Origin of the sequence: Erythrobacter sp. NE805, assembly GCF_046452355.1 — a bacterium.
Lineage (GTDB): Bacteria > Pseudomonadota > Alphaproteobacteria > Sphingomonadales > Sphingomonadaceae > Erythrobacter.
In genome coordinates this window covers 19,436-38,145 of record NZ_JBKFDI010000002.1, presented here as the reverse complement: position 1 = coordinate 38,145, position 18,710 = coordinate 19,436, and the positions used below count along the sequence as shown (strand labels likewise).

24 protein-coding genes and 1 tRNA gene are annotated in these 18,710 nt (G+C 68.6%); 11 read left to right on the top strand and 14 right to left on the bottom strand.

Features of this window, described 5'->3' with window-relative positions:
• Nucleotides 1-38 precede the first annotated feature (38 nt).
• On the bottom strand, nucleotides 39-1,463 hold the full coding sequence (gene ahcY / locus ACLBKU_RS08135; protein WP_410179061.1) for an adenosylhomocysteinase: 1,425 nt from the start codon (nucleotides 1,461-1,463) through the stop codon (nucleotides 39-41).
• A 185-nt stretch (nucleotides 1,464-1,648) separates the two neighbouring features.
• Between ahcY and ACLBKU_RS08130 the strand changes: the two genes are divergently transcribed.
• Nucleotides 1,649-2,128, top strand: coding sequence for a peroxiredoxin (locus tag ACLBKU_RS08130; protein WP_410179060.1), 480 nt, complete (start codon nucleotides 1,649-1,651; stop codon nucleotides 2,126-2,128).
• A gap of 64 nt (nucleotides 2,129-2,192) precedes the next feature.
• Here ACLBKU_RS08130 and ACLBKU_RS08125 read toward each other — a convergent pair whose 3' ends face one another.
• The 3 genes from ACLBKU_RS08125 to folE all read right to left on the bottom strand — a co-directional run bounded on the left by ACLBKU_RS08125 (nucleotide 2,193) and on the right by folE (nucleotide 4,289).
• Nucleotides 2,193-2,933 carry a hypothetical protein gene (locus ACLBKU_RS08125; RefSeq protein WP_410179059.1) on the bottom strand — a complete coding sequence of 247 codons (741 nt, stop codon included), beginning with the start codon at nucleotides 2,931-2,933 and terminating at the stop codon, nucleotides 2,193-2,195.
• Between the two features lie 141 nt (nucleotides 2,934-3,074).
• A complete protein-coding gene (locus tag ACLBKU_RS08120) occupies nucleotides 3,075-3,515 on the bottom strand; it encodes a hypothetical protein (RefSeq protein WP_410179058.1) in 441 nt (146 codons plus the stop codon).
• 150 nt (nucleotides 3,516-3,665) lie between these two features.
• Nucleotides 3,666-4,289, bottom strand: a complete 624-nt coding sequence (folE, locus tag ACLBKU_RS08115; RefSeq protein WP_410179057.1) for a GTP cyclohydrolase I FolE — start codon at nucleotides 4,287-4,289, stop codon at nucleotides 3,666-3,668.
• Nucleotides 4,290-4,496: 207 nt separating this feature from the next.
• Between folE and ACLBKU_RS08110 the strand changes: the two genes are divergently transcribed.
• Together ACLBKU_RS08110 and ACLBKU_RS08105 are read left to right on the top strand one after the other, a co-directional pair.
• Nucleotides 4,497-4,886 (top strand): metallopeptidase family protein, encoded by a 390-nt coding sequence (locus ACLBKU_RS08110; protein ID WP_410179649.1) that lies wholly within the window; start codon nucleotides 4,497-4,499, stop codon nucleotides 4,884-4,886.
• Nucleotides 4,883-5,062 carry a hypothetical protein gene (locus ACLBKU_RS08105; RefSeq protein ID WP_410179056.1) on the top strand — a complete coding sequence of 60 codons (180 nt, stop codon included), beginning with the start codon at nucleotides 4,883-4,885 and terminating at the stop codon, nucleotides 5,060-5,062. The genes ACLBKU_RS08110 and ACLBKU_RS08105 overlap by 4 nt, the downstream gene beginning before the upstream one ends.
• 33 nt (nucleotides 5,063-5,095) lie before the next feature.
• On the opposite strand, the gene ACLBKU_RS08100 is transcribed toward ACLBKU_RS08105, so the two are convergent.
• Both ACLBKU_RS08100 and ACLBKU_RS08095 read right to left on the bottom strand, forming a co-directional pair.
• A tRNA-Arg gene (locus tag ACLBKU_RS08100) sits at nucleotides 5,096-5,172 on the bottom strand.
• A 61-nt stretch (nucleotides 5,173-5,233) separates the two neighbouring features.
• Entirely contained in the window at nucleotides 5,234-5,644 is a 411-nt protein-coding gene (locus ACLBKU_RS08095; protein WP_410179055.1) for a (deoxy)nucleoside triphosphate pyrophosphohydrolase, read from the bottom strand.
• 98 nt (nucleotides 5,645-5,742) lie between these two features.
• Between ACLBKU_RS08095 and ACLBKU_RS08090 the strand changes: the two genes are divergently transcribed.
• The 4 genes from ACLBKU_RS08090 (at nucleotide 5,743) to ACLBKU_RS08075 (ending at nucleotide 6,984) form a co-directional block, all read left to right on the top strand.
• Complete coding sequence (locus ACLBKU_RS08090; protein ID WP_410179054.1) at nucleotides 5,743-5,928, top strand: Flp family type IVb pilin; 186 nt, start codon at nucleotides 5,743-5,745, stop codon at nucleotides 5,926-5,928.
• Nucleotides 5,929-6,038: 110 nt separating this feature from the next.
• On the top strand, nucleotides 6,039-6,218 hold the full coding sequence (locus ACLBKU_RS08085) for a Flp family type IVb pilin (RefSeq protein WP_410179053.1): 180 nt from the start codon (nucleotides 6,039-6,041) through the stop codon (nucleotides 6,216-6,218).
• A 213-nt stretch (nucleotides 6,219-6,431) separates the two neighbouring features.
• Nucleotides 6,432-6,611, top strand: coding sequence for a Flp family type IVb pilin (locus tag ACLBKU_RS08080; protein ID WP_410179052.1), 180 nt, complete (start codon nucleotides 6,432-6,434; stop codon nucleotides 6,609-6,611).
• Nucleotides 6,612-6,804: 193 nt separating this feature from the next.
• The gene (locus tag ACLBKU_RS08075) at nucleotides 6,805-6,984 is read left to right on the top strand and encodes a Flp family type IVb pilin (RefSeq protein WP_410179051.1); all 180 of its coding nucleotides are present in this window, start codon (nucleotides 6,805-6,807) and stop codon (nucleotides 6,982-6,984) included.
• A 71-nt stretch (nucleotides 6,985-7,055) separates the two neighbouring features.
• Here ACLBKU_RS08075 and ACLBKU_RS08070 read toward each other — a convergent pair whose 3' ends face one another.
• The 5 genes from ACLBKU_RS08070 to ACLBKU_RS08050 all read right to left on the bottom strand — a co-directional run bounded on the left by ACLBKU_RS08070 (nucleotide 7,056) and on the right by ACLBKU_RS08050 (nucleotide 12,585).
• Nucleotides 7,056-8,531: a M48 family metalloprotease gene (locus ACLBKU_RS08070; protein ID WP_410179050.1), complete on the bottom strand. Its 1,476-nt coding sequence runs from the start codon at nucleotides 8,529-8,531 to the stop codon at nucleotides 7,056-7,058.
• 102 nt (nucleotides 8,532-8,633) lie between these two features.
• Complete coding sequence (locus ACLBKU_RS08065; protein ID WP_410179049.1) at nucleotides 8,634-9,578, bottom strand: acetyl-CoA carboxylase carboxyltransferase subunit alpha; 945 nt, start codon at nucleotides 9,576-9,578, stop codon at nucleotides 8,634-8,636.
• A 9-nt stretch (nucleotides 9,579-9,587) separates the two neighbouring features.
• Entirely contained in the window at nucleotides 9,588-10,475 is an 888-nt protein-coding gene (locus ACLBKU_RS08060; protein WP_410179048.1) for a tyrosine recombinase, read from the bottom strand.
• On the bottom strand, nucleotides 10,475-12,382 hold the full coding sequence (locus tag ACLBKU_RS08055; RefSeq protein WP_410179047.1) for a hypothetical protein: 1,908 nt from the start codon (nucleotides 12,380-12,382) through the stop codon (nucleotides 10,475-10,477). Before ACLBKU_RS08055 ends, ACLBKU_RS08060 begins: the two co-directional genes overlap by 1 nt.
• On the bottom strand, nucleotides 12,379-12,585 hold the full coding sequence (locus ACLBKU_RS08050; RefSeq protein WP_410179046.1) for a hypothetical protein: 207 nt from the start codon (nucleotides 12,583-12,585) through the stop codon (nucleotides 12,379-12,381). The genes ACLBKU_RS08055 and ACLBKU_RS08050 overlap by 4 nt, the downstream gene beginning before the upstream one ends.
• Nucleotides 12,586-12,623: 38 nt before the next feature.
• On the opposite strand from ACLBKU_RS08050, the gene ACLBKU_RS08045 reads away from it, so the two are divergent.
• The 4 genes from ACLBKU_RS08045 to ACLBKU_RS08030 are packed head-to-tail and all read left to right on the top strand — an operon-like array spanning nucleotide 12,624 to nucleotide 15,530.
• Complete coding sequence (locus ACLBKU_RS08045) at nucleotides 12,624-13,193, top strand: shikimate kinase (protein ID WP_410179045.1); 570 nt, start codon at nucleotides 12,624-12,626, stop codon at nucleotides 13,191-13,193.
• Entirely contained in the window at nucleotides 13,184-14,302 is a 1,119-nt protein-coding gene (aroB, locus tag ACLBKU_RS08040; RefSeq protein WP_410179044.1) for a 3-dehydroquinate synthase, read from the top strand. Before ACLBKU_RS08045 ends, aroB begins: the two co-directional genes overlap by 10 nt.
• Nucleotides 14,299-15,069 carry a cyclase family protein gene (locus ACLBKU_RS08035; protein WP_410179043.1) on the top strand — a complete coding sequence of 257 codons (771 nt, stop codon included), beginning with the start codon at nucleotides 14,299-14,301 and terminating at the stop codon, nucleotides 15,067-15,069. The genes aroB and ACLBKU_RS08035 overlap by 4 nt, the downstream gene beginning before the upstream one ends.
• Nucleotides 15,066-15,530, top strand: coding sequence for a GNAT family N-acetyltransferase (locus tag ACLBKU_RS08030; RefSeq protein ID WP_410179042.1), 465 nt, complete (start codon nucleotides 15,066-15,068; stop codon nucleotides 15,528-15,530). Before ACLBKU_RS08035 ends, ACLBKU_RS08030 begins: the two co-directional genes overlap by 4 nt.
• 10 nt (nucleotides 15,531-15,540) lie before the next feature.
• Here the strand turns inward: ACLBKU_RS08030 and ACLBKU_RS08025 are convergent, their stop codons facing one another.
• The 3 genes from ACLBKU_RS08025 to ACLBKU_RS08015 all read right to left on the bottom strand — a co-directional run bounded on the left by ACLBKU_RS08025 (nucleotide 15,541) and on the right by ACLBKU_RS08015 (nucleotide 18,673).
• Entirely contained in the window at nucleotides 15,541-15,822 is a 282-nt protein-coding gene (locus tag ACLBKU_RS08025; RefSeq protein ID WP_410179041.1) for a hypothetical protein, read from the bottom strand.
• A gap of 384 nt (nucleotides 15,823-16,206) precedes the next feature.
• On the bottom strand, nucleotides 16,207-16,617 hold the full coding sequence (locus ACLBKU_RS08020) for a hypothetical protein (RefSeq protein ID WP_410179040.1): 411 nt from the start codon (nucleotides 16,615-16,617) through the stop codon (nucleotides 16,207-16,209).
• A gap of 1 nt (nucleotide 16,618) precedes the next feature.
• A complete protein-coding gene (locus ACLBKU_RS08015; protein ID WP_410179039.1) occupies nucleotides 16,619-18,673 on the bottom strand; it encodes a biotin carboxylase N-terminal domain-containing protein in 2,055 nt (684 codons plus the stop codon).
• Nucleotides 18,674-18,710 lie beyond the last annotated feature (37 nt).

Here is an 18,710-nt window from a genome sequence, read left to right as displayed (position 1 = left end):
GCGTGAGTTTACGGGGCGGAGCGGGCGGTTTGCGTGGCTCAGTAGCGGTAGTGGTCGGGCTTGAACGGGCCCGCCTGCGGCACGCCGATATAGCTCGCCTGCTTGGGCGAAAGCTGGGTCAGCTTCACGCCCAGCTTTTCGAGGTGCAGCGCGGCGACCTTCTCGTCGAGATGCTTGGGCAGGACATAGACGTCGTTGTCGTATTCGTCCGCCTTGGTGAAGAGCTCGATCTGCGCGAGGGTCTGGTTGGTGAAGCTCGCGCTCATCACGAAGCTCGGGTGGCCGGTGGCGCAGCCGAGGTTCACGAGGCGGCCCTTGGCCAGCACGATGATCGACTTGCCGTCCGGGAAGGTGACGAGGTCGGTGCCTTCCTTGATTTCCTTCCACTCGTAGTTGGAGAGCGCGGCGATCTGGATCTCGCTGTCGAAGTGGCCGATGTTGCAGACGATCGCCATCGGCTTCATGTTCATCATGTGCTCGGCGGTGATGACGTCCTCGTTGCCGGTGGCGGTGACGAAGATGTCGGCGCGCTTCACGGCGTCCTCCATGGTGACGACCTCGAAGCCGTCCATGGCGGCCTGGAGCGCGCAGATCGGGTCGATCTCGGTGACCATCACGCGCGCGCCGCCGTCACGCAGCGAGGCGGCCGAGCCCTTGCCGACGTCGCCGTAACCCGCGACGCAGGCGACCTTGCCGGCGAGCATCACGTCGGTCGCGCGGCGGATCGCGTCGACGAGCGATTCCTTGCAGCCGTAGAGGTTGTCGAACTTCGACTTGGTGACCGAATCGTTCACGTTGATCGCCGGGAAGGGGAGCTTGCCCTGCTTGGCGATCTGGTAGAGGCGCATCACGCCCGTGGTGGTCTCTTCCGAGACGCCCTTGATCGCCTTCACGGTCTTGGTGAGGTAGCCGGGCTTGGCGGCGATGAAGGCCTTGAGCGCGCGCTGGAACTCGATCTCTTCCGCATTGGTCGGCTCGCCCAATTCCTCGCCCGCCTCGAGGCGCGCGCCCCACAGCGCGAACATGGTGGCGTCACCACCATCGTCGAGGATCATGTTCGCGGTGAGGTCGGGATCGGCTTCCGAGGCCCAGTCGAAGATGCGGCCCACGTAGTCCCAGTAGTCCGCCAGCGTCTCGCCCTTGATGGCGAACACCGGAATGCCGCGCGCGGCGATCGCGGCGGCGGCGTGGTCCTGGGTCGAGAAGATGTTGCAGGTCGCCCAGCGCACCTCGGCGCCGAGCGCGACGAGGGTCTCGATCAGCACCGCGGTCTGGATCGTCATGTGCAGCGATCCGGTGATGCGCGCGCCCTTGAGCGGCTGGGCGGCGCCATACTCCTCGCGCAGCGCCATCAGGCCCGGCATCTCGGTCTCGGCGATCTGGATCTCGTCGCGGCCGAAGCGGGCGAGCGCGATGTCCTTGATGACGTATTCGTGGGTCGGGGCGGCAGCGAGGGTGGCCATCTTGTCTGTCTCCTATGCGCAGATACGGAGCCGCGGGCGCCGGTCTGCTAAAGTCGGACTGCCCCTAGCGACAGTCGCGCCGGGAGGCAATATAAACCTATCTTTATATGTGTAAGCGTTGCCCGGTCCGGGCGAGGCGCTATAGAGAGCGCCCGCAAGGTTCCACTCACAAGGATGCACACGACATGACCATTTCCGTCGGCGACACGATCCCCGAAGTCACCCTCGTCAAGGCCACCCCCGAAGGGCCGCAGGCGGTCAAGTCCTCCGAGTATTTCGCCGGCAAGAAGGTCGCGCTGTTCTCCGTCCCCGGCGCCTTCACCCCGACCTGCTCGGCCAAGCACCTGCCGGGCTTCGTCGAGAAGGCCGCCGAGCTCAAGGCCAAGGGCATCGACGAGATCGTCGGCACCGCGGTCAACGACGCCTTCGTGATGGGCGCGTGGAACAAGGCGCAGGGCTCGGACGAGATCACCATGCTCGCCGACGGCAATGCCGAGTTCGTCGAGGCGATCGGCCTCACCATGGACGGCTCGGGCTTCGGCCTCGGCAAGCGCGGCCAGCGCTTCTCGATGGTCATCAACGACGGCGTGGTCGAGCAGATCAACGTCGAGGAACCGGGCGACTTCCGCGTCTCGAGCGCCGATCACCTGCTCGGCCAGCTGTAAGCCCACGGACCCGTGACGTGACGAAGGGCCCGTTCCCCCGCGGAACGGGCCCTTCTGCGTGCGCTCAGCCGAGCCGCAGCGTGACCAGCGGCGACTCCCGGCGGCGCAGCGCGACGAGCACGGCGAGGTAGAGGATCACTGCCCCGCCCTCCATCGCCTCCTCGAGGTTGACGAGGGCGCGGTAGGGCCCGCTGCGCATCACCGCCTCGGACTCCGCCCCGATCGCCCCGGCGATCATCTCCATCCCGATCGCGCCCGCGAGGAACATCGCCGCCGAGCCCAGCAGCAGCGCCCGCAAGGCCGGCGGGAAGGCGCGGATGAAGGGGACGAAGGCGAAGAGCCCGACTGCCGCGGCGATCCCGGCGGGGATCACCCAGGCGAAATAGAGCGCGCCGCTTGTGTGGAGGCCGCTGGTGAGACGCCCCGAGATCGCCTCGTGCAGCGCACACGCCTCGTCGGCGGAAAGAGCGAGGAAGATCGCGGCAAGAAGCAGCCAGTGGAAGCGCAGCGGATCGCCCGCGGCCTTGCGCTCGAGCGCGATCACCCCGGTCGCCAGCGCCGCGCCGGCGAGCAGCAGCACCGAGAACCATGTGTAGAGCCCGGTCTCGACGTCGACGTCGAAGATCCACACCTTGTCGCTCATCAGCCCGAGGCCAAGGGCGATATCCTGTCCCGCGCTCAGCGTCAGCAGGAAAGCCCAGAGCGCGACCAGCGGCCGGATCGGATGCAGCAGTGCCGAGTCGGCTCGGACGGCTTCCGGTTCGGAGGACCGCCCCGAAAGCGCGAAGGGGTGGGTGGTTGCCATCACACCATGTTACAGTTCCGTGACATCCGGGAGCATAACCTGAGTGACCTTATGACAGGATCATGACGCAGCTCGGCGCATCGACGCAAAAAGGGCGCCCCTCATCCGAGGGACGCCCCTTCTCCTCTCGCGAGCCGCCGATCAGCCGCGGGTCGTGGCGGTGTCCGCCTCGGCGACGAGCGCCGCGCGATCCTTCTCCACCAGCGCCATCAGCGCCGCGCGGACCTTGGGCCCGCGCGCATCGACCAGCTTGCCGAGCGCCGCGGCCTTGGTCGGGCACCAGCCCGGCCGCGAGCCGCGCGCGACGTCATCGCTGGTGAGGGTGCGGCGCGATTGCAGGCTGCTCCCCAGCTTCGCGATCCGCTCGACATCGAGCGAGGCGCTCCACTGGCAGCGCAGCGTGTTCGGGCGACCCGGCGCGGCGGCGGTGCCGACCTGCTTGGTCTCGATCCGCACCGAGCCGCGGTAATCCGCCGCGATGGCGCCCGCGGAGTGGTCGATCACCACCTCGTGTTCGAGCGCGAGCGCCGGCGATGCAAGGCACACCGCAAAGGCCACGCCGGCAAGGGCACGTTTCATCATGATGCTTGCTCTCCTGCTTGTCGCGGCCTTTTGGCCGTCGATGATGCAACATATCATCGCGCGCGCAGGCGTCCAGCACAGCAGGATTGCAATGAACGCAAGCCCGGGTGAGCGGCGTCGATCGGCCGCTTCCCGCAGGCTTGCGAGCCGTCAGTAGCCCATCAGGCTCATGACTTCCTTGCGGCTGCTGTCATTCTCGAGGAAGCAGCCGAGGATGCGGCTGGTGATCATGTTGACCCCGTGGGTCTTGACGCCGCGGCCGGTCATGCAGCCGTGCTCGGCCTCGATCACCACGGCAACGCCGTGCGGCTCGAGATGGTCCCAGATGCACTGCGCGACCTCGGCGGTGAGACGCTCCTGGATCTGGAGCCGGTTGGCATAGCCGTGCAGGACGCGGGCGAGCTTGGAGATCCCCACCACCTTGTTGCGCGGCAGGTAGGCGATCGCCGCCTTGCCGGTGATCGGCGCCATGTGGTGTTCGCAGTGCGACTGGAACGGGATGTTCTTGAGCAGCACGATCTCGTCATAGCCGCCCACCTCGGTGAACTGGCGGGTGAGGTGGATCGCCGGGTCTTCCTTGTAGCCCTGGCAATATTCGAGCCACGCGCGCCCCACCCGCTTGGGCGTGTCGAGCAGGCCCTCGCGCGAGGGATCGTCGCCCGCCCAGCGCAGCAGCGTGCGAATCGCGTCCTGAACCTCCTCGGGCACCTCGGGCTTGCCGAGCGGGTTTTCCGGATCGAACTCGTCGTGATCGTGGGCGGCCATGTAGTTCATCGTTGCTTGTCTTTCTTCCCTCATCGGCCCCTGTCCGACCCAATCGCCTGTCGATGCCGAGTGACCTCAACCATCCGGCCTCGGCTGCGTTCCACGAAGATACGCGGATTGCGCCGGAAGGATGCCGCCCCCATCTCTTGCCTATGTAATAAGGTGTGCGGGGAATTCATCCCCTCACGCCAAGTAAAGGAGAGCGGAGAGGTGTCCTTGCGCGGGCCGAGCACTGCCGATTTCGAGGCCGAGGCGCTCGCCGTGCTCGCGCGCCTGCCCGAAGTGTTCCGTCGCGAGCTCGAGGGCGTGGTGCTGCGGGTCGAGGAGTTCGCCACCGACGAGCAGCTCGATTCGCTCGGGATCGAGGACCCCTGGGACCTCACCGGGCTCTACGAGGGCGTCGCGCTTACCGAGCGTTCGCAATGGGACGGCGACGGTCTGCCGCCGGTCATCACCCTGTTCCGCCAGCCCTTGCTTGCCGAGATGGAGGACACCGGCGTGGGGTTCCGCGCGCTCGTCGCCCATGTCGTGATCCACGAGGCGGGGCACCACTTCGGCCTTTCGGACGAGGACATGCACGCGCTCGAGGATTCGGTGGGGGAATGAACGAGGAACGAGGAATCGTTGCCGGAACCGACAACGCCCGCCCCTCTGGCGAGGAGCGGGCGTTGTTGGCGCACCCGAAAGGATTGTCTCGCTCGCTGCGCTCGCTCGTCGTCTCCGGCGGCTGCGCCGCCTCCGACTCCGAACGGGTTCGAATCTTCCTGGACAGAACCAACTAGGCCCGCCCCCTCTTGCGAGGAAGCGGGCCTAGTTGGCGCACCCGAAAGGATTCGAACCTCTGACCCCCAGATTCGTAGTCTGGTGCTCTATCCAGCTGAGCTACGGGTGCGCGCTGAGGGGCGCCCAATAGGGGGGGCGCTCGGGCTTGGCAAGGGTCTTTTCGCGGGGCCTCAGCAATTCCGGAAGAGCCGCGCGGCGAGCTCGACGTCGAGCGGCGGCTTGGGAAGCGCGAGCGCCTCGGCGGGGGTGAACCAGCCGATTTCCCCGCCCTCCACTGCGCGCGGATCGCCCTCCCAGGCGGTGAGCGTGTAAAGCAGGATGACAAGCCGCGGGCCGCTGTCGCCGAGGCGGCTCTCGGCGAAACCGGCGGGGTCGCAATGCTCCGCGCAGGCGAGGATGCCGAGCTCCTCGTGAAGCTCGCGGACGAGGGATTGCTGCGGCATTTCAGAGGCTTCGACCTTGCCGCCGGGGAACTCCCAAAGGCCGCCGTGGTGCTTGCCCTCGGGCCTGCGATGCATCAGCCAGCGTCCGTCCCCCGCCCGCAGCGCCCCGGCCACCACCGTCATCCAGCCCTCGCTCATGTCGGATTCCTTGCCACCTGGAAGCGTCTCATCAACGCTTTTTTAACCCGAACATCCGATTCTTCGGACCATCAGGCCGAAAGAAACGGACCCTTCCCATGTTGTCGAACATCACCAGAGATCTCGTCGACGACACCACGGGAGCGACCGTGATCGAATACGGTCTGATCCTTGCTCTCATCGCGATCACCTTGGTCGTTGCGCTGCAAAGCGTGGCCGACACGACGATCGACATGTGGAACATGGTCAGAAGCAAAAGTGTCGGCGCGATGAGCAACTACTGAAACTTTCGTTTCGAGTTAGGAGTTTCTCAATAGGTGCCGATCTAAACAACAAACAGCCCGCCGCGACCAAGGGGGGCCTCGGGTATCGAAGACCAAACAGGAGACCACACATGACCTTCTTCAAGAACCTCGTCCGTGACGAACAGGGTGCCACCGCCATCGAATACGGCCTCATCGCCGCTCTCATCGCCGTCGCCGCGATCACCGCCATGAGCGCCCTGGGTTCGACCCTCAACGGCACCTTCAACAACGTCTCGAGCAAGATGCAGCCCGGCACCACCGGCGCGTAAGCTTCAAGAAGCGTTTCGCAAAAGAACGACGGCGGGGAGAAATCCCCGCCGTTTTTCTTTTGCCTGCTGCGATTATTCCAATCCCGCGCAGAAAGAATTCACGCATTGCGCGCTTCTTAAGTTATTTATCAATAGTTAAAGGCGATATAGTGTTATAGCTCGCCTGGACCAGGGGGGGCTGGTGAATTCGAGGACCAGACCAGGAGACCATCAATGACCTTCTTCCGTAGTCTCGCAAGAGACGAACAGGGGGCGACTGCCATCGAGTATGGTTTGATCGCTGCCCTTATCGCGGTTGCCGCGATCACCGCCATGACGAGCCTCGGCAGCACGCTCAATGGCACGTTCAACAACGTCCGCAGCAAGATGCAGCCGGGCACCACCGGCGCCTGAGGCTTGCCCTTCGGCAGAAAGAGACGGCGGGGAGCGATCCCCGCCGTTTTTCTTTACCCGCCCGGCACCTCCGCAGAATCCCCCAGGCCCGCGCAAAGCCCGAATGCACTGTCCGCTCTCTAGCGTAAGCCCAGCCCCCCTCCGCTCTTCCCCTAAGGGGCGGCCCGGCCAACCATCGTTCAGGAGACGGGACATGACCTTCTTCAAATCTCTGGCGCACGACGAACAGGGCGCCACCGCCATCGAATACGGCCTCATCGCCGCTCTCATCGCGGTCGCCGCGATCACCGCCATGAGCGCGCTCGGCTCGACGCTCGACGGGACCTTCTCGAATGTCTCGAGCAAGATGCAGCCCGGCACCACCGGCGCCTGATCGACGCAGGAAGGCACAGGAAAGGCGGCGGGGAGCGATCCCCGCCGCCTTTTGCGTATCCCTTCGGGAACCTAGCGGGCGCGCACCACCAGCTTGACCTTCTGGCCGGGCGTCAGCGTGGCATCGCCCGAGAGCGCGTTGAGCACCCGGAAGCGGTCCTCCTGCGCGCTCGTATAGGCCATCCTTCGCGCGAGGCTCGCCACCGTGTCGCCGCGCGCGACGGTCACCACCTGGAGCTTGCGCGGCACCACCGCCCCGGCCTCGGCCTGGGTGATTCGCCGCATCGACTGGAACATGGTGTTGAAGGTCCCCGCCCGCCCCGCCGGGGCGATCGCGGCGAAGTGGAACGCCTTGTCGCGGGCGAACTCGTAAGCGAACACCACCAGATCGACCTGCGAGCCGCTGTTGTTGACGCGCGCCGTGCCGTAGACCGCGGGCAGGCCGTTGACCGTCGTGCGCTGCATCTCGGCGGGCGCGAGCTGGCTGTTCTGCCCGCCGAGCGCCGCGAAGGCGGTGCGCACATAGCTTTCGAGGTTGCCGTTATAGGCTGCCGTGGTCAGCTGCGCCTGGCCGCCGCCCTGGCCCTGGATGCTCACCGCGCGCGTGCCGTTGACCATGTAATAGCCCTGCGGCGCGGTGAAGGCGAAGCGCAGCTCGGGGTGGATGAAGTTGCTGCCCTCGATCACACCCTGCTGCGGATCGTCGCCATAGAGCAGCCCGTCGATGCGGGTGAGGAAGGTGTCGCGGTTGGTCACCCCGGTGCTCACCCCGCCCGCCTTGGCGAGCGCGCTCTGGACGCGGCTCGCGGGATCGGGGTGGGTCGAGGCCCATTCGGGCACGCTCGCATTGCGCCCCTCGAGCCGCGCGTCGAGCGCATTCTGCGCCGCGAGGCTCGCCAGGACGCTGCCCATCGCGCGCCGGTCGTAGCCGGCGCGGGCGAGATACTGGATGCCGAGGTCGTCCGCCTGAAGCTCCTGCTTGCGCGAGAAGCGCAGGGTGAGGAGCTGCGAGCCTTCCATGAAGGTTCGCGACAGGGTCTGGCCAATCTGCGAATCGCCGAGCAGCAGCGAGGAACCGATCGCGCCGAGGATGCCCAGAATCGAGTTCTTCTGCGCGGCCTGCTCGCGGCGCTGCGAGTGGCGCGCGGCGACGTGCCCGACCTCGTGCCCGAGCACCGCGGCAAGCTCGGCCTCGCTGTTCATCAGCGTCACCAGCTGGCGGGTGGTGTAGATGTAGCCGCCCGGCACCGCGAAGGCATTGTTCACCGGTGAGTTCAGCAGGCTCACCGTGAACGCCTCGCGCGCATTGCCGAGCCCCGATTGCACCGCGATGTTCTTGCCGACCTGCTCGACATAGGTCGCTTGCGGCCCGGACATCGCGCCGCCGAACTCGGCGAGGAACTGCGGGTGATACTGCGCGCCCATCTGGGCTTCCTTGGCGGTGATCGGGGTCGCGGCGGCGGGCACCTTCGCGTCCGCCGTCATGCACCCGGTCAGCGCGACCATCGCCGTGCCGAACGCCAGAGCCTTGCGTGAAATCCGTGCCATCTTCAGTCCCTTTCCGCCGTCCCGCGGCCGCTTCACGCGGCCTTGGGGAATGCTTCTAGCGACAGGCAAGTGCCAAACGGAACCTTAACTTGCGTGTGAACGTCAGCCGCCCAGCGCGAGAAACCGCTCCTCGCGTGCGGCGACCAGTTGCTGCGAGGTCTTGCCCGCGAGTCCGTCGAGCTCCTCGGACAGCGCGCTGCCGAGCATCCGCGCGGCGGCCGCGGGATCGCGGTGCGCGCCGCCGACCGGCTCCTTGACGATGCGATCGATCACGGCGAGCCGCTTCAGATCCTGCGCGGTGACCTTCATCGCCTGCGCGGCATCGGCGGCCCTTTCCGAGGTGCGCCACAGGATCGAGGCGCAGCCTTCGGGCGAGATCACCGAATAGACCGCGTGCTCCATCATCAGCACCCGGTTCGCCGAGGCGAGCGCGACCGCGCCGCCCGACCCGCCCTCGCCGACGATCGCCGCGACCATCGGCACCTCGAGCGCGAGGCAGGCCTCGGTCGCGCGGGCGATCGCCTCGGCCTGGCCGCGCTCCTCCGCCTCGATGCCGGGAAACGCGCCCGAGGTGTCGACCAGCGTCACCACCGGCAATCCGAATCGGCTCGCCAGCTCCATCAGGCGGATCGCCTTGCGATAGCCCTCGGGCTTGCCCATGCCGAAATTGTGGCGGATGCGGCTCTGGGTGTCGTGGCCCTTCTCGTGGCCGATCAGCATCACCCGCCGCCCGCCGAGACGCGCGAAGCCGCCCATGATCGCCTGGTCATCGCCATAGAGCCGGTCGCCGCCAAGGGGCATGAAATCGCTGAAGGCATGCGCCACGTAGTCGCGGAAATGCGGGCGCTGCGGGTGCCGGGCGACCTGGGTCTTCTGCCAGGGCGAGAGCGAGGCATAGGTGCTGGCGAGCAGCTCGGTGCTCTTCGCCTCGAGCCGGCCGATCTCGCTCGCCACGTCGACGTCGTGGAGCGCGTTGACGCTACGGAGCTGGGCGATACGCTCTTCGAGCTGGGCGACCGGCTTCTCGAAATCGAGGTAGGAAATCATGGCTGGGCGCTAGTCGGATGCGCGCCGGGTTGCAAGCGGGTGGCGGGAATTGACGAGGGCAACGAGCCGCGCGGGCTCCACGTGCGTGTAGATCTGGGTGGTGGCGATGTCCGCGTGCCCCAGAAGCGTCTGGAGCACGCGTAGGTCCGTCCCGCCCTCGAGCAGGTGCGTCGCGAAGGCATGGCGCAGCACGTGGGGGCTGATCCCCGTCGGGTCGAGCCCGGCGCGGGCGGCGAGCTCCTTGAGGAGCTGGAACAGGCGAACGCGGGTAAGGTGCTCGCCTTTCTTCCCCGGAAACAGGTAGCGCGACGCGGGCGCGCCCGGTCGCAGGCGCATCCAGCGGCCCACCGCCTCGAGCGCCCGCCCGCCGACGGGGACGAGGCGGCTCGCCCCGCCCTTGCCGGTCACGGTCAGGAAGGGGGCATCGCGCGGCACGGCGTGGAGCGGCAGGCCGACAAGCTCGCTGGCGCGCAGGCCCGAGCCGTAGAGCAGCTCTATCAGCGCGAGCAGGCGCACCGCCGGGGGATCGTCGCCCGCCGCCTCGAACTCGGCGCGCGCGAACAGGGCGGCGATCTGGTCGTGGCCCATGACTTTCGGGAGCGGACGGCGCAGGCGCGGGCTCGGCAACGCGCCCGAGGGATCATCGCGCCGCCAGCCCTCGTCGATGGCGAAGCCGAAGAACTGCCGCAGCGCCGAGGCCTTGCGCGCAACGCTCGCCGGGGCGAGGCGCGCCCACTCGCCCGCGAGGCCCGCCACCGCATCGCGGTCCGCCCCGGCCAGGTCGCCGATCGCCGCCTCGGCCTGCGCGAGGTCGCGCCGGTAGGCGGCAAGAGTGTTGGCAGCCGCCCCGCGCTCGGCGGCAAGCATAGCGAGGAAGGCCTCGGTGGCCGCGGACATCAGCCGCGGGCCACGGCCTCGGCGGCGATCATCCGGGCCTCGGCCTCGAGCCCCACGCGGGTCAGCGCGGCGGTGATGTGGTAGAGGTGGAGCGGCGTCATCTGCTGCCAGCTCGATCCCTGCATCCCGAGCCCGGCGAGCAGCACCACCAGCGCCGGGTTGCCGACCTCGGCCGCGCCCGAAATGGCGCGGGTCCAGCGGGTCTGCCGCGCGAGATCGACCCCGAGGTCGCCGCCCACCGCATCGGCATCTTCGAGGCTCAGCCGCCCGAGCCCGGCGAGCCCGGCGACGAGGAAGGCCGACTTGCGCTGCTCCTCGCTGCTGTCGCTGCCCGCGAAGCTCTCGACTGCGCCCTGCCCGACCTCGCCCCCGCCCGGGGCGGCGCAGGCGATCAGCGCCCAGGCCAGCGAGCCCTCATCGACGACATTCGACCAGCGCGCCGCATTGCGGTCGAGCCCGGCGGCGAGCATCGCGGCGATGAGCTCGCCCGCTTCGTTCGCATGGGCCTCGGCCACCGGGATGCGCGCGGCGGCGTAGGCGGTGAGCACCCGCGCCCCGTAGCCGTCGCCGCCGCCGAACTTGTCGCCCGCCGCCCACAGCCGCTGCATCGCCGCGATGCGCGCCGCCGGGTCGGTGGCGAGATAGGCCTCGCGCAGGGCCGCCGCGTGAGTCTCGGCATCACCGCTCGCGCCCGGGTCGAGATAGACCTCGGAATAGAGATCGACCATCGCGTCGGCCGACAGGATCCCTTCGCGCGCGGCGCGTCCGGCAAGCGCGGCGCGCTGGCTCGCGGTGAGCATCGGGAGGAGCGCGCCCGCGCGCTCGTAATAGGCCCCGCCGCGCGCCTTCGAGGCCGCTTCGAGGAGACCCTCGGGCAGCGGCTCGCCGACCGCGCTCGCAAGGCCGAAGCGCCAGGGATTGAGGTCCTCGACCCCGTTCCACTCGATCTGCACCCCGCGCTGCCCCCGCCCCGCCGCGCCCGCGAAGCGCCGGGCGAGGAGCACGTCGACGCGCGGCGCGACACCGCGGAACAGCGCGCGGTCGAGCTGGGTCGCCGCCAGCGCCGCCTCGCCCGCATAGGCATTGCAGATCGCCTGCCACATCTGCCACTCGCCGTCCTGCCGCTGCGAGCCCTGGAGCCGCACGGCCGGGCAGGCCCCGGTGATGTCGCCGCTCGCAAGATAGGCGGTGAGCGCCTCCTGCGTCAGCGCGGGCGACCAGTTCGCGGTGTCGATATCCTGCACCACGGCGCGCGCGACGCCGTACTCGCCGATGCGGTTGAGGAGCCCGACGCGCAAGCTCGCGAACTCGATCGGGTCCATGCCGAGCGGCGCGGCCATGCGGCTCGCCAGCGCGCGGCGGAGCAGGATGTGGCCCCAGCGCGAAACCATCGGCCCGCGCGTGCCGGCGAGCGCCGCGCGCACGAGCTTGTCCGACTGGTTGGCGAGCGCGACCGGCGGCAGCCCGCCCTCGTCCACCGCCAGCACCCCGATGCGGGTCAACGCGCGCTGGGCGCCGGGGGGGATGTCGTTCCTGGGCCGCAATCCGAGCAGCTGGTCGAGCTCGTCGGTCGACATGTTCTCGAGGCTCTCGAGGCTCGGCAGGCGCGCGAGGTCCTCGCGGCTGATGCTCGGCAGCGGCGGGAGCGTCGCGGGATCGACCGGTGCGCCCGGCAGCGGCACGGCGCCGGGCGCGGTCGCGGCCGGCGGGGCGGCGCCGGGCACGGCCGAGGGCGTGGGCGCGCCGCGCGGGCTCGGCGCGGGCGCGGGGTCGTCGAAGCCGGGGGGGAGCAGCGATTCGGGCTTGCCCTGCGCGCCTGCGAGGCTCGCCAGCCCCGCCCCGCCGAGCGCACCGGCGAGGCCGATCGCGAGGATGCTGGCCGTCAGGCCGAGGCGCCGCGCGCTCATTGCCCCTGCTCCGGCAGCACGACCGGCTCGGCGATCGGGTGCAGCGCCTCCTCCCCGCCGTCGAACCAGGCGATCGCGAGGAGCAGCACCGGCACGGCGACCATCAGGCCGATCGTCAGCTTGCGCCGCGCGGGCGGCACCCTCGGCGCGGGTGCCTCGGCAAGGCCGGTCGGGGAGAGACGCGGGGGACGCGGGTTTGCCATATTGCGCGTGCCCTAGCCCATCTATAGGCCGTGCCGCAATGTCCGCCGCACCGTCCTCCCCTCCTGCCTCCGGCCTCGCTGCCGTCGCCGCGCGGATCGACCGCCCGGTGGTGCTGGTGGGGCTGATGGGGGTCGGCAAGTCGACCGTAGGGCGCAAGCTTGCCGCGATGCTGTCCCGCGATTTCGTCGACGCCGACGAGGCGATCGTCGCAGCCGCCCGGCGCTCGATCCCCGAGATCTTCGAGACCTTCGGCGAGGCTCATTTCCGCGACGGCGAGCGGCGCGTGATCGCGCGGCTGATCGAGGAGCGCCACGGCGTGATCGCCACCGGCGGCGGCGCCTTCGTCGATCCCGCGACCCGCGCGCTGGTGCTCGACAAGGGCATCGCGGTGTGGATCGACTGCGACGTCGACACCCTCGTCGAACGCACCGCGCGCCGCCCGACGCGCCCGCTGCTCAAGAACGGCGACCCCAGGGAAATCCTCACCCGCCTCGCCGCCGAACGCCGGCCCTTCTATGCCGAGGCTCCCATCCGCGTCGTCAGCGAGAACGGCCCCCATGCCGAGACCGCGCGCGCGATCATCGAGGCGATCGACCAATGGCTGTGATCGACGTGGCGCTCGCCGGGCGCCCTTACCGGGTGGTGATCGAGGAGGGGGTGCTCGCGCGCCTTCCCGAGGCGGCCGCGCCGTTCCTCAGGGGCTATGGCGGCCGCCGGGGCGTGCCCTTCGTCGCCGACACCAACACCCACCGGAACTTCGCCGCCGGGATCGACTCCGCGCTCGCCGAGGCGGGCTTCGTGGCCGAGTGGTTCGTCGTCGAACCGGGCGAGGACGCGAAGACCTGGGGCGTGCTCGAGCGCCTCACCGACTGGCTGCTCGGCCTCGGCGTGACGCGCAGGGACCATGTCTTCGCGCTCGGCGGCGGGGTGGTCGGCGATCTCGTCGGCTTCGCCTGCGCCATTCTCAAGCGGGGCGTCGGCTTCGTGCAGCTGCCCACGACCCTGCTCGCGCAGGTCGACTCCTCGGTCGGGGGCAAGACCGCGATCAACACGCGGGCGGGCAAGAACCTCATCGGCGCCTTCCACCAACCCTCGCTGGTGCTGATCGACCCGCTGGTGCTCGCGAGCTTGCCCGCGCGCGAGATGCGCGCAGGGTTTGCCGAGGTGCTGAAATACGGCCTGCTCGGCGACGCGGGTTTCTTCGCCTGGTTGGAGTCACATGGAAACAAGGTTTTGGCGCGCGAACCTCACGCGCTCGAACACGCCATCGCGACCAGCATCGCGATGAAGGCGCGGATCGTCGCCGAGGACGAGCGCGAGACCGAGGACCGGCGGGCGCTGCTCAATCTCGGGCATACCTTCGGCCATGCGCTCGAGGCGGAGACCGGCTTCTCCGACCGCCTGCTCCACGGCGAGGCGGTCGCGCTCGGCATGGTGCTCGCGGCGGGCTATTCGGCGCGGCGGGGGGAGATCTCTTCCGCCGATGCCGAGCGGGCGGCGCGGGCCATTGCGGCGGCGGGGCTGCCTTCGGAGCTCTCGGCATTGGGCCTCGGATGCGACGGGGCGGCGCTGGTCGATCACATGCGCCACGACAAGAAGGCGGAAGGCACCACCCTGCCCTTCCTGCTGCTGCGCGCGCTGGGCCGGGCCTATGTCGCCCGCGACGTCGATCTCGCTGACATTGCAGCATTTCTGGACGGGGAGCTCAGCGCATGACCCGCTTTGTCGACCTCTCGATCCCGATCACCAACGCGGTCATCTCCGACCCCGAGGTGATGCGCCCCAAGGTCACCTACATGACCCACGAGAGCACCTGGGAACAGATCGCGATGTTCTTCCCCGGATTGCGCCGCGAGGACCTGCCCGACGGCGAGGGCTGGGCGGTGGAATTCGTCGAACTTTCAACGCACAACGGCACGCACATGGATGCGCCGTGGCACTACCATTCGACCACCGACAGCGGCGCCCGCCCCGCCCCGAGCATCGACGAGGCCCCGCTCGACCGCTTCTTCCGGCCCGGCGTGAAGCTCGACTTCTCGCACCTCTCCCACGGCCACGTGGTCAGCGCGGCGGAGGTCGAGGCGGAGCTCGCGCGCATCAACTACGTGCTGCAACCGCTTGATATCGTGCTCGTCCAGTCGGGCGCGGTCTACGGAACCGAGGGCTTCACCGACCAGGGCGTCGGCCTCGGCGCGGAGGCGACCCTGTGGCTGACGGAAAGGGGCATCGAGGTGGTCGGCACCGATGCGTGGAGCTGGGACGCGCCCTTCAGCCATACCGCACGGCGCTGGGCCCAGACCCGCGACCCCGCGATCATCTGGGAGGGCCACAAGGCGGGCCGCATCCGGCCCTATTATCAGATTGAAAAACTTGCCAATCTCGCCGCCCTTCCGCCCCACGGGTTCACGGTGAGCTGCTTCCCGGTCAAGATCGAGCGCGCCAGTGCCGGGTGGATCCGCGCGGTCGCGATGATCGACGAATGAGCCTGCGGATCGGCCTCGCGGACCTCGACGACCCGCAGGTGCAGGCGCTGATCGCTTTCCACCAGCGCGCCATGGTCGAGGGCTCGCCGCCGGGGCTGAGCTTCGCGCTCGACCTGTCGGGGCTGCGGCGGCCCGACGTGACCGTGTGGGCGGCACATCGCGAGACCCGCCTGGCGGCGATCGGCGCGCTCAAGCAGCTCGACGAAACCTCCGTCGAAATCAAGTCGATGCGGACCGATCCTCAGTTTCTGCGGCAAGGCATCGCGGCGGCAATGCTCGAGACCATCATCGCTCATGCGCGGGACCTCGGCCTCACCCGCCTGAGCCTCGAGACCGGCACTGGCCCGGCCTTCGAACCGGCGCTCGCGCTCTACCGGCGGCGCGGCTTCGTCAATGGGCCCGCCTTCGCCGACTACGCGCTCACCGATTTCAACCAGTGCCTGCACCTAGCACTGGCATGACGCGCCGCGCTCAATGCGCCGGGCGGCTCGGCAGCTTGGCGACGTTGCCGGCGGGCTCGGTTTCGCGCGCGGCCTTCATCGCCGCCTCTTCCGCGAGCATCTGGTCATGCTCGGCGAAGAGCTTCTCGATCTCGGCGCGGCGTTCGAGCAGCATATAGGCGATCCCCGGCGCGAGGCTCTCGCCCTCGCCGATCTGCCCCAGCAGGGCTGCGAGATCGCTCACCGTCGCATCGCGCGCGGTCTTGAAGAAATGGCCCTTCCGATCGAAGAAGCCGGTTCCCGTGTGTGCCATGATCAAATCCTCCCACTGAGATTCAATCCTTTGCGCGGGCGATTCCGCGACTCGGCAAATTGAGTGTCTCACACGACGGGTTGTAGGACAGAGCGAAGCGACATTTTGCGTCGGATATCACTAATCTGGCGCAGTTCGGCCACAATTCTCGCAAGATGATGACGCTGGCGCGCAGCTTTATTTCAGTTTGACGCGCCCATACGGCAAGAGGCGAATCGGTCAAGCCGAGTTGGACGCCGCACCAGCCATTCTTGACCCTGGCTTGAGCATCCCTGAAGGCCGCTTTGGCGGGGTCTGAAAGGGGCTTGGAGGGGGTTTGAATGGGGTCAAGGGGCCGTCTGGAGCGATCTTGCTGACCGACCCGCTCCCCAGCCCCCGGAAATCCTACTCGACCGCGACCAGCCGCAGGCTTGCCACCTGACGCACCGACCGCGCGCCGCGCTGGTCGCCCTCGATCGCCAGCCGGAAGGGGCCGTCCGCCTCGTCGAGGGCCGCGCCGTTGCAGCGGTCGGCAAGCACCACCGGGGCACGCCCGAGCAGCGGGTCGAGCTCGCCCAGCGTGAAGAGCGCACGGTAGCCGTCGCGCGCCTCGACCACCACCGCGGTCAGCAGCGCCTTGCCCTTGACCTCGCCCTTGGCGGGCGCGCCGAGCTTCGCCAGCACGTCGGCGAGCAGGGGCCCGGTGCAGACCTGCGTCTCCCCGTGGAAGGCGATCGTCACCTCGCGGATCGGCAGGCCTTCGACCAGCGCCGGCTCGACCGGCACCGCGACGTTCAGCGCGAGCGCTTCGAGCATCCTATTCGAGCTCCAGGATCACCGCGTCCACCGCAAGGCTCTCGCCCTCGGCGGCGTTGATCTTGGCGATGACGCCCTCCTTCTCGGCGCGCAGGATGTTCTCCATCTTCATCGCCTCGACCGTGGCGAGCGGCTGGCCGGGCTGCACCGTCTCGCCTTCCGCGACATGGAGCTTCACCAGCATCCCCGGCATCGGGCAGATCAGCAGGCGCGAGAGATCGGGCGGAACCTTTTCGAGCATCAGCGATTCATGCCGGGCGAGCCTGAGCGGCAGCACCAGCGCGGTATGCGAGGCGCCGCGGGTCGTCACCTTCCAGTGGTTGCCCTGCCGCTCGACGATCAGGCCAAGGCGGTGCTCCGACCCCTCGCCGACGCGGCCGGTGGCTTCGGCCTGCACCATGCCGGGACGCCAGGTGCAGGTCCCCTCGACCCGCACGCCGTCCACCATCGCATGGCCTTCGCCGAGCGTGACCTCGAAGCGTTCGTCGCCGATTTTCACCAGCCACTCGGGCGTGACCGGCTGCGGCCCGTCGAGCTGCCCGGTGATCCGGCGCGCGCGCGATTGCAAGGTGAACTCGTTGCCCGCGCAGACCGCGGCGAGGATGCGCTTCACCTCGTCGGAGGTCGCCGCGCCGTGGAAGCCCTCGGGATATTCCTCGGCGATGAAGCCGGTGGTCAGCTCGCCCGAACGGAAGCGCGGGTGCTGCATGATCGCCGAGAGGAAATCGACGTTGTGGCCGAGGCCCTTGATGCGGAAATTGTCGAGCGCCTCGATCTGCAAGTCCGCCGCCGCGTCGCGGGTCGGGGCCCAGGTGATCAGCTTGGCGATCATCGGGTCATAGAAGCGCGAGACCTCGCCGCCCTCGTAGACCCCGTCGTCGACCCTGACCGAGCCCGCGCCATGCGCCACCCCGCGCCGGGCCTTGCCCGCGACGGTCTCGTCCTCCTGCCAGCCGGGGATCGGCGGTGCGTAGTGCACCAGCCGCCCAGTGGAAGGCAGGAAGCCGCGATAGGGGTCCTCGGCATAGACGCGGTTCTCGATCGCCCAGCCGTCGATCCCGATGTCGGCCTGCGTCATCGGGAGCTTCTCGCCCGCCGCCACGCGGATCATCTGCTCGACGAGGTCGATGCCGGTGATCGCTTCGGTGACGGGGTGTTCGACCTGGAGCCGGGTGTTCATCTCGAGGAAGTAGAAGCTCTCCCCCGTCGGGTCCGCGCCCGAGACGATCAGCTCGACCGTGCCCGCAGAGTAATACCCCACCGCGCGCGCCAGAGCGACGCATTGCTCGCCCATCGCCTTGCGCATTTTCGGCGTAACGAAGGGCGACGGCGCCTCCTCGACCACCTTCTGGTGGCGGCGCTGGATCGAGCATTCGCGCTCGTTGAGGTAGAGGATGTTGCCGTGCTGGTCGCCGAGGATCTGGATCTCGATGTGGCGCGGATTGAGGATGAACTTCTCGATGAAGACGCGGTCGTCGCCGAAGGAGTTGAGGCCTTCGCGCTTTACGCTCTCGAAGCCTTCGCGCACGTCGGCCTCGCTATAGGCGAGGCGCATCCCCTTGCCCCCACCGCCGGCGCTCGCCTTCATCATCACCGGATAGCCGATCTCGTTGGAGATGCGGACCGCGTGTTCGGTATCCTCGATCTCGCCGACGAAGCCGGGGACGACGTTGACGCCCGCTTCTTTCGCCAGCTTCTTGGATTCGATCTTGTCCCCCATCGCGGCGATCGCGCCGATCGGCGGGCCGATGAAGGCGATGTTCTCCTTGGCGAGCGCCTCGGCAAAGGAGGTGCGCTCGGAGAGGAAGCCGTAGCCCGGGTGCACGGCTTCCGCCCCGGTCTGCTTGCACGCGGCGATGATCTTGTCGGCGATGAGGTAGCTCTCCGCCGCGGGCGAAGGGCCGATATGCACCGCCTCGTCCGCCATCGCGACGAAAGGCGCGCGAGCGTCAGCGTCGGAATAGACCGCGACGGTCTTGATCCCCATCCGGCGCGCGGTGGTGATGACCCGGCAGGCGATCTCGCCGCGGTTGGCAATCAGGATCTTGGAGAACAACGTGAACCTCCCGGGGGCGTTGGACGCGAGCAACGCC

Coding starts and splice junctions, on each gene's coding strand:
- ACLBKU_RS08120 (WP_410179058.1), bottom strand. CDS start 3,515: ATGATGAAACGTGCCCTTGCCGGCGTGGCCTTTGCGGTGTGCCTTGCA.
- ACLBKU_RS08130 (WP_410179060.1), top strand. CDS start 1,649: ATGACCATTTCCGTCGGCGACACGATCCCCGAAGTCACCCTCGTCAAG.
- ACLBKU_RS08065 (WP_410179049.1), bottom strand. CDS start 9,578: ATGATTTCCTACCTCGATTTCGAGAAGCCGGTCGCCCAGCTCGAAGAG.
- folE (WP_410179057.1), bottom strand. CDS start 4,289: ATGAACTACATGGCCGCCCACGATCACGACGAGTTCGATCCGGAAAAC.
- aroB (WP_410179044.1), top strand. CDS start 13,184: ATGGCTGTGATCGACGTGGCGCTCGCCGGGCGCCCTTACCGGGTGGTG.
- ahcY (WP_410179061.1), bottom strand. CDS start 1,463: ATGGCCACCCTCGCTGCCGCCCCGACCCACGAATACGTCATCAAGGAC.
- ACLBKU_RS08125 (WP_410179059.1), bottom strand. CDS start 2,933: ATGGCAACCACCCACCCCTTCGCGCTTTCGGGGCGGTCCTCCGAACCG.
- ACLBKU_RS08055 (WP_410179047.1), bottom strand. CDS start 12,382: ATGAGCGCGCGGCGCCTCGGCCTGACGGCCAGCATCCTCGCGATCGGC.
- ACLBKU_RS08025 (WP_410179041.1), bottom strand. CDS start 15,822: ATGGCACACACGGGAACCGGCTTCTTCGATCGGAAGGGCCATTTCTTC.
- ACLBKU_RS08020 (WP_410179040.1), bottom strand. CDS start 16,617: ATGCTCGAAGCGCTCGCGCTGAACGTCGCGGTGCCGGTCGAGCCGGCG.
- ACLBKU_RS08050 (WP_410179046.1), bottom strand. CDS start 12,585: ATGGCAAACCCGCGTCCCCCGCGTCTCTCCCCGACCGGCCTTGCCGAG.
- ACLBKU_RS08085 (WP_410179053.1), top strand. CDS start 6,039: ATGACCTTCTTCAAGAACCTCGTCCGTGACGAACAGGGTGCCACCGCC.
- ACLBKU_RS08080 (WP_410179052.1), top strand. CDS start 6,432: ATGACCTTCTTCCGTAGTCTCGCAAGAGACGAACAGGGGGCGACTGCC.
- ACLBKU_RS08105 (WP_410179056.1), top strand. CDS start 4,883: ATGAACGAGGAACGAGGAATCGTTGCCGGAACCGACAACGCCCGCCCC.
- ACLBKU_RS08060 (WP_410179048.1), bottom strand. CDS start 10,475: ATGTCCGCGGCCACCGAGGCCTTCCTCGCTATGCTTGCCGCCGAGCGC.
- ACLBKU_RS08095 (WP_410179055.1), bottom strand. CDS start 5,644: ATGAGCGAGGGCTGGATGACGGTGGTGGCCGGGGCGCTGCGGGCGGGG.
- ACLBKU_RS08035 (WP_410179043.1), top strand. CDS start 14,299: ATGACCCGCTTTGTCGACCTCTCGATCCCGATCACCAACGCGGTCATC.
- ACLBKU_RS08075 (WP_410179051.1), top strand. CDS start 6,805: ATGACCTTCTTCAAATCTCTGGCGCACGACGAACAGGGCGCCACCGCC.
- ACLBKU_RS08070 (WP_410179050.1), bottom strand. CDS start 8,531: ATGGCACGGATTTCACGCAAGGCTCTGGCGTTCGGCACGGCGATGGTC.
- ACLBKU_RS08090 (WP_410179054.1), top strand. CDS start 5,743: ATGTTGTCGAACATCACCAGAGATCTCGTCGACGACACCACGGGAGCG.
- ACLBKU_RS08045 (WP_410179045.1), top strand. CDS start 12,624: ATGTCCGCCGCACCGTCCTCCCCTCCTGCCTCCGGCCTCGCTGCCGTC.
- ACLBKU_RS08030 (WP_410179042.1), top strand. CDS start 15,066: ATGAGCCTGCGGATCGGCCTCGCGGACCTCGACGACCCGCAGGTGCAG.